Here is a 7,504-nt window from a genome sequence, read left to right on the forward strand (position 1 = left end):
GCAAGTGGCCGACCAGCTGCTGACGCACCGCGACGAGCTCGCTGCCCGCATTGGCGCCGGCATCGAGCTCGCGGGCGTGGCTGTGCGCAACCTCGACGCCCCACGCGACACGGCGATTCCGCGCGAGCTGCTCACGACCGATGCCGAGTCACTCATTCTCAGCGCCGACATCGTCGTCGAGCTCATGGGAGGCCTCGAGCCCGCGCGCACGCTCATTCTGCAGGCGCTCAACTCGGGAGCCGACGTCATCACGGCCAACAAGGCCCTGCTCGCGACGCACGGCCCCGAATTGTTCGAGGCCGCCGAGCAAGTGGGTGCGCAGCTCTACTACGAGGCTGCCGTCGGGGGCGCGATTCCGATCATCCGGCCGTTGCGCGACTCGCTCGCGGGTGACCGCGTCAAGCGCATCTTGGGCATCGTCAACGGCACGACCAACTTCATTCTCGATCGCATGGATGCCCACGGCGAGTCGATGACCGATGCACTCGCAACGGCCACCGCGCTCGGGTATGCCGAGGCAGACCCGACCGCCGATGTGGGTGGATACGACGCGGCCCAGAAGGCCGCGATTCTCGCGAGCCTCGCCTTCCACACGCTCGTTCCGGCCGACGCGGTGTATCGCGAAGGAATCACCGAGGTCACGCTCGAACAGGTCGTTGCGGCGCGCAAGGCCGGATACGTCGTCAAGTTGCTCGCCATCTGCGAGCGGCTCACCGACCCGGTCACGGGCGTCGATGGCGTGAGCGCCCGCGTGCACCCCGCGCTGATCCCCGACACTCACCCGCTCGCCGCGGTACACGGCGCCAATAATGCCGTCTTCGTCGAGGCAGAAGCGGCCGGGTCGCTCATGTTCTACGGGGCGGGTGCGGGGGGCATCCAGACCGCATCGGCGGTGCTTGGCGACGTCGTCTCGGCGGCGCGTCGTCACGTGGTCGGTGGTCCCGGTGTTGCCGAGAGCACGCACGCCAACTTGCCCGTGTTGCCGATCAGCTCGGTCATGACGCGCTACCAGATCGCTCTGCTCGTGGCCGACGAGCCGGGAGTGCTGGCGCTCATTGCGGCCCTGTTCCAGAGTCACGGCGTCTCGGTCGAGACCGTTGCGCAGTCGGTGGCCGTCGTCGACGCGCACAGTGCGACGGATGCTCCGAGCGCGGCTACCCTGGTAATCGGCACTCACGAGGCTTCGGAGGCCGATCTCGCCGCAACGGTCGCGGCACTGACCACCAGCAGCGTCGTGCACAGCGTGACGAGCGTGCTGCGAGTAGAAGGACTCTGACATGGCCAAGCAGTGGCGCGGACTCTTGCACGAATATGCCGACCGCCTCGACATCAGCGCGGCGACGCCCATCATCACGCTCGGCGAGGGCGGCACGCCGCTCATTCCCGCGCGCTACTTGAGCGAGCGCACGGGAGCGAAGGTCTACGTCAAGTTCGAGGGCATGAACCCCACGGGTTCGTTCAAAGACCGCGGCATGACGATGGCTATCTCGAAGGCCGTTGAGCACGGAGCCAAGGCGGTCATTTGCGCGTCGACCGGCAACACCTCGGCGTCGGCTGCCGCATACGCCACGCACGCGGGCATCACGGCCGCCGTGCTCGTGCCCGAGGGCAAGATCTCGATGGGCAAGCTCAGCCAGGCCGTCGCACACAAGGCCGAGATCATTCAAATCGAGGGCAACTTCGACGACTGCCTCGACATCGCGCGCGACCTCTCGGCGAACTACCCGGTGCACCTCGTCAACTCGGTCAACCCCGACCGCATCGAGGGCCAGAAGACCGGCGCGTTCGAGGTCGTTGAGGTTCTTGAGGATGCGCCCGACTTCCACATTCTTCCCGTCGGCAATGCGGGCAACTACACGGCCTACCACCGTGGCTATCGCGAAGAGCTCGACCGTGGCGTGACCACAAAGCTGCCGCGCATGTTCGGCTTCCAGGCCGCGGGCAGCGCGCCGATCGTGCTGGGTGAGCCCGTCAAGAAGCCCGAGACGATCGCGAGTGCGATCCGCATCGGTAACCCGGCGTCGTGGGAGCTCGCTCTTGCGGCCCGCGACGACAGCAACGGCTACTTCGGCGCCATCTCTGACGAGCACATCCTGGTTGCCCACCGTCTGCTCTCGCAAGAAGTGGGCATCTTCGTCGAGCCCGCGTCGGCCATCTCGGTGGCAGGCTTGCTCGAGCGTGCTGAGGCCGGCGTGATCCCTGCCGGGTCGACGGTTGTTCTCACGGTGACGGGCCACGGCCTGAAAGACCCCTCGTGGGCTCTCAAGGGTCCGGATGGCGTCGACGTGAGCCCCACGGTCGTGCGCGTCGACACCGCGGAGGTTGCCTCGGTGCTCGGCCTCTCGAAGGCGTCGGCGTGAGTGCAGTCGACCCGCGCCTCGCGGGTCGTCGCGTTCTCGTGAAGGTTCCGGCCACGACGGCCAACCTCGGCCCGGGCTTCGACGTCTTGGGTCTCGGACTCTCGGTGTATGACGAACTCGAGGTGAGCGTGCGGGCAGAGCCAGGCGCCACCGTTGAGGTGCATGGCGTGGGCGAAGGTGAGGTGCCCACCGACGAGTCGAACCTGGTTGTGCGGGCAATCGCTCACACGTTTGCCGCTCACGGGGTCGCCCTGCCGGGCTTGCACCTCGTGGCGCACAACGTCATTCCGCACGGCCGGGGCATGGGCTCGTCGGCCGCCGCGATTGTCTCGGGCATCATGGCCGCGAAGGGTTTGCTCGAGGGCATCGTCGAGCTCGGGCCCGATGACTTGCTCGCACGGGCGACCGAACTCGAGGGTCACCCCGACAACGTTGCCCCCGCGCTGTTTGGTGGGCTCACGATTGCGTGGATGACGCCCGAAGGCCCCAAACACAAGCGGCTCACGGTGCACCGTGGCGTTTCGCTGCTCGTGGCCGTGCCTGAAACGAGCACGATGTCGACGGCGCTCGCGCGCTCGCTGCAGCCCGAGTCGGTGCCGCACGAAGACGCCATCTTCAACGTCTCACGATCGGCGTTGCTCATTGCGGCGCTTATTCAAAGCCCCGAGCTGCTGTTCGCCGCGACCGAAGACAAGCTGCACCAGAACTACCGCGCGAGCGCGATGCCCGAAACCCACGCGCTCATCACGGCATTGCGCGCCGAGGGTCTCGCGGCGGTCGTCTCGGGCGCTGGTCCGTCGGTGCTCGTGCTGTGCAGTGACCCCGCGCAGCGCTTGCGCGCCGCCGAACTCATTGAGCAGCACACCACCACGCCGTGGGTCTCGCACATGCTCGCGGTCGATTTCAAGGGTGCTACAGTGAACACGCATCCGGCAGAGGCCGCGGCCTAGCCCGATCTCCGCCCGAGCAATCACCAGCAGCCCTGCTGCTTCCACTCGCGCCACCCAGCGTTCGCGCGGTCGACACCGCTTTTCGTCGGTTTCCTCCTCGCCCCGCGATGGCGTCGCGATCATGAGGCACCAGGCATCCTCCGTGGCCTTTCGCGCCCGGAGCCGAAAGGAAAAACTCCGTGACTGACCCCACCGTTCACGCCTCGAGCGTGAATGTTCCCGCTGACCTCAGCACCCTCAAGTTGGCCGAGCTGCAGCAGCTCGCGACCGACCTGGGTGTGGCCGGCGTATCCAAACTTCGCAAGGGAGAGCTTGTGACCGCCATCAACGACAACCAGACCCCCACCGCCGACCTCGACGCACCCGCCGTCGACGCCGTCGCTGTCGAGGCCGACGGCGCTGTTGCCGCGGCTGCCGACTCCGCAGACGACGCGACGACGGATGCTGTCGCCGACGCCGGGCCCCGCCGCCGTGGCTCACGCCGCGTCACGAGCGACACGCTGACCGCGCTGCCGAGCACTGAGGTCGCGCCCGCCGCGGTCGAGGGCGACACGGCAGACGCCTCCGTCGAGGCGAGCTCCGACGCCGACGCTTCGACCGAGGGCGGCGAGACCGCCGCCGAGGGTGACGAGTCGGGAGCCGCTGGCGGACGCAACCGCAGCCGCAACCGCAACCGCCGTGGCGGCGACCGTGCCGAGAACGGTGCCGGCCAGAACGGCGCCCAGAACGGCGGCGCGCAGAACGCCCAGGGTGGCCAGCGCGGTCAGCAGAGCGCGCGCGCCGATCGCACCGAGGGGGCCGAGCAGAACCGTGGCCCGCAGAACGACCGTGCCGAGCAAGACCTCGACGGGCGCAACCGCAACCGCGGTCGCGGTCGTGACCGCAAGCGCGGCCCCGGCGGCGACGAGATCGAGCCCGAGATCAGTGACGATGACGTGCTGATTCCCGTGGCGGGCATCCTCGACGTTCTCGACAACTACGCCTTCGTGCGCACCACCGGTTACCTGCCCGGACCGAGCGACGTTTACGTCTCGCTCGGCCAGGTCAAGAAGTACGCGCTGCGCAAGGGTGACGCCGTGGTCGGCGCCATTCGCCAGCCGCGCGAGGGCGAGAACCAGGGTCGCCAGAAGTACAACGCGCTTGTGCGCGTCGATTCGATCAACGGCCAGACCGTCGAAGAGGCGGTCGCTCGTGTCGAGTTCAGCAAGCTCACGCCGCTCTACCCGACCGAGCGCTTGCGCCTCGAGACCACGCCCGACACCCTGTCGACGCGCATCATCGACCTCGCCGCACCGATCGGCAAGGGCCAGCGTGGCCTCATCGTCTCGCCACCCAAGGCCGGCAAGACGCTCGTGCTGCAGGCTATCGCCGACGCGATCGCCAAGAACAACCCCGAGGTTCACCTCATGGTCGTGCTCGTCGACGAGCGCCCCGAAGAGGTCACCGACATGCAGCGTTCGGTTAAGGGCGAGGTCATCGCCTCGACGTTCGACCGCCCGGCAGAAGACCACACGACGGTCGCTGAGCTGGCCATCGAGCGCGCCAAGCGTCTCGTCGAGCTCGGCCACGACGTCGTCGTGTTGCTCGACTCGATCACGCGCCTCGGCCGCGCCTACAACGTCACCGCTCCGACGAGCGGGCGCATCCTCTCGGGTGGCGTCGACTCGGCCGCGCTTTACCCGCCGAAGCGCTTCTTCGGTGCCGCGCGCAACATCGAAGACGGCGGCTCGCTCACCATTCTTGCCACGGCTCTCGTCGAGACCGGCTCGAAGATGGACGAAGTGATCTTTGAAGAGTTCAAGGGCACCGGCAACATGGAGCTTCGTCTCTCGCGTCAGCTCGCTGACAAGCGCATCTTCCCGGCCGTCGACATCTCGGCCTCGGGCACGCGTCGCGAAGAGATGCTGCTCGGTGCTGACGAAGTGCGCGTCACGTGGCAGTTGCGCCGCGCGCTCGCGAGCCTCGACACCCAGCAGGCGCTTGAGCTCGTGCTCGGCAAGCTGAAAGACACCTCCTCGAACGTCGAGTTCTTGGTCGCTGTTCAGAAGTCGCTGCCGCAGGCCGGCGCCGCGCACGCTGAGTAGCAACGCACAGTAGCTCGAGCCGTAGCATCCGTCGCCCGCTCACGCGGGTGAGCTGAGGGAGTTCTTGACATGTTCGAATCGGTCGGCGCGCTCATTGCCGAACACGAAGAGTTGCAGGGGCAGCTCGGCGACCCCGCCGTGCACGCCGATGCCGCGCGCGCCAAGAAGCTCAATCGGCGCTATGCCGAACTGAGCCAGATTGTGGATGCCCACAGCAAGTGGCAGCAGGCCTCCGACGACCTCGCCGCGGCTCGCGAGCTCGCGAAAGACGACGAAGCCTTTGCTGACGAGGTGCCCGCTCTCGAAGTTGCCGTGACCGAGCGCGCCGAAAAGCTGCGTCGACTGTTGATTCCGCGCGACCCCGATGACGGACGCGACGTGATCATGGAGATCAAGGGTGGCGAAGGCGGCGAAGAGTCGGCGCTCTTCGCGGCCGACCTCTTGCGCATGTACTCGTACTACGCCGAGTCGCGCGGATGGAAGGTCGAGTTGCTCGACGCCACCCGCAGCGACATGGGCGGATACAAAGACGTGCAGGTGGCCATCAAGGGCAGCTCGAGTGATCCCGCTCAGGGCGTCTGGGCCAGCCTCAAGTACGAGGGCGGCGTGCACCGCGTGCAGCGCGTGCCGGCGACGGAGTCGCAGGGGCGCATCCACACGTCCACCACCGGCGTTCTCGTCTTTCCTGAGGTTGACGAGCCTGAAGAGGTCGACATCAACCAGAACGACCTCAAGATCGACGTCTACCGCTCGTCGGGCCCCGGCGGTCAGTCGGTCAACACGACCGACTCGGCCGTGCGCATCACCCACTTGCCGACGGGCATCGTCGTGGCAATGCAGAACGAGAAGAGCCAGCTGCAAAACCGCGAGGCGGCGATGCGCGTGCTGCGCGCGCGCATTCTCGCGCGCCAGCAAGAAGAGCGCGACGCCGTGGCGAGCGACGCCCGCAAGAGCCAGATTCGTGGCATGGACCGCTCGGAGCGCATCCGCACCTACAACTTTCCCGAGAACCGCATCGCCGACCACCGCACGGGCTACAAGGCCTACAACCTAGACGCCGTCATGAACGGAGCGCTCGCTCCCGTGGTCGAGTCGTGCATTTCGTTCGACGAAGAGGCGCGACTCGCGGCTCTCGGCGACACCGACGTCTAGCGCCAGTTTCGTGAGCAAGCCCGACCTCGCGGTGTTGCGCGAGCACGCCATCACGGTGCTCGGCGAGGCTGGCGTGCCCACGCCCGAAGCCGACGCCGACCTGCTCATTGGGCACGTGCTCGGCATGAGCCGCGGACAAGTGCAGGCCAAGGCTCTCATCGGCGCGGCCGTCGACGCCGAGCAGGTCATGACGATCACCGAATACGTCGAACGACGCGCCACACGCGAACCCGTGCAGCACATCACCGGGGTGGCACCGTTCCGCACGCTCGAGCTCGCGGTCGGCCCCGGCGTCTTCGTACCGCGGCCCGAGACCGAGCTCGTCGTGCAGTTCGCCATCGACGCGCTTGCCGCCGTGCCGAGCCCGAGCCCGCTCGCCGTCGACCTCGGCAGCGGAAGCGGCGCGATCGCCCTCGCGATGGCCGTCGAGGTGCCGCACGCGCAGGTCGTCGCGGTCGAGAACTCGGCCCCCGCCTTCGTCTGGACCACCCGCAATGTGCGCCGCTACGGCGACGACCGCGTGCGCCTCGTCTTCGCCGATCTGGCGGATGCTCTGCCCGAGCTCAACGGAACCGTCGACGTTGTCGCCTCCAACCCGCCCTACATTCCCGTGGGCGCGGTTCCGCGTGACCCCGAGGTGCGCCTCTTCGACCCTGAACACGCGCTCTACTCGGGTGCCGACGGCCTGGACGCCGTGCGCGCGCTCATCGCCACCGCGCACCGCTTGCTCCGACCCGGCGGCACTCTCGTGATCGAGCACGGCGAACTGCAAGCCGAGTCCATTGCCGCGCTCGTGCGCGCGGGCGGCTTTGCCGCCGTCGCCTCACACCGCGACCTGCTGGGCCGCGACCGCGCGACGACCGCGCACCGCTGAACGATCGCCGACGGCGGCGACCGTTGTTCTAATTCGGGAGGATGGAGATTCATGGCCGGATACTCCCGCGAAGCTGGCTCTGAG

General features: G+C 67.7%; 6 protein-coding genes. All 6 read left to right on the top strand.

From position 1 onward, the window contains the following. The coding region (locus tag SFU54_RS04010; protein WP_319015021.1) for a homoserine dehydrogenase at positions 1 to 1,276 on the top strand (1,276 nt) is incomplete at its 5' end. Between the two features lies 1 nt (position 1,277). Then, positions 1,278 to 2,360, top strand: coding sequence for a threonine synthase (thrC, locus tag SFU54_RS04015; RefSeq protein ID WP_319015022.1), 1,083 nt, complete (start codon positions 1,278 to 1,280; stop codon positions 2,358 to 2,360). Beyond that, positions 2,357 to 3,310, top strand: coding sequence for a homoserine kinase (gene thrB, locus SFU54_RS04020; protein WP_319015023.1), 954 nt, complete (start codon positions 2,357 to 2,359; stop codon positions 3,308 to 3,310). Before thrC ends, thrB begins: the two co-directional genes overlap by 4 nt. Before the next feature lie 179 nt (positions 3,311 to 3,489). Then, positions 3,490 to 5,394, top strand: coding sequence for a transcription termination factor Rho (rho, locus tag SFU54_RS04025; protein WP_319015024.1), 1,905 nt, complete (start codon positions 3,490 to 3,492; stop codon positions 5,392 to 5,394). 69 nt (positions 5,395 to 5,463) lie between these two features. Then, the gene (gene prfA, locus SFU54_RS04030; RefSeq protein ID WP_319015025.1) at positions 5,464 to 6,546 is read left to right on the top strand and encodes a peptide chain release factor 1; all 1,083 of its coding nucleotides are present in this window, start codon (positions 5,464 to 5,466) and stop codon (positions 6,544 to 6,546) included. 10 nt (positions 6,547 to 6,556) lie between these two features. Continuing rightward, positions 6,557 to 7,420, top strand: coding sequence for a peptide chain release factor N(5)-glutamine methyltransferase (prmC, locus tag SFU54_RS04035; RefSeq protein WP_319015026.1), 864 nt, complete (start codon positions 6,557 to 6,559; stop codon positions 7,418 to 7,420). Positions 7,421 to 7,504 lie beyond the last annotated feature (84 nt).

The sequence above is a fragment of the Microcella sp. genome (assembly GCF_033763155.1).
GTDB lineage: Bacteria > Actinomycetota > Actinomycetes > Actinomycetales > Microbacteriaceae > Microcella.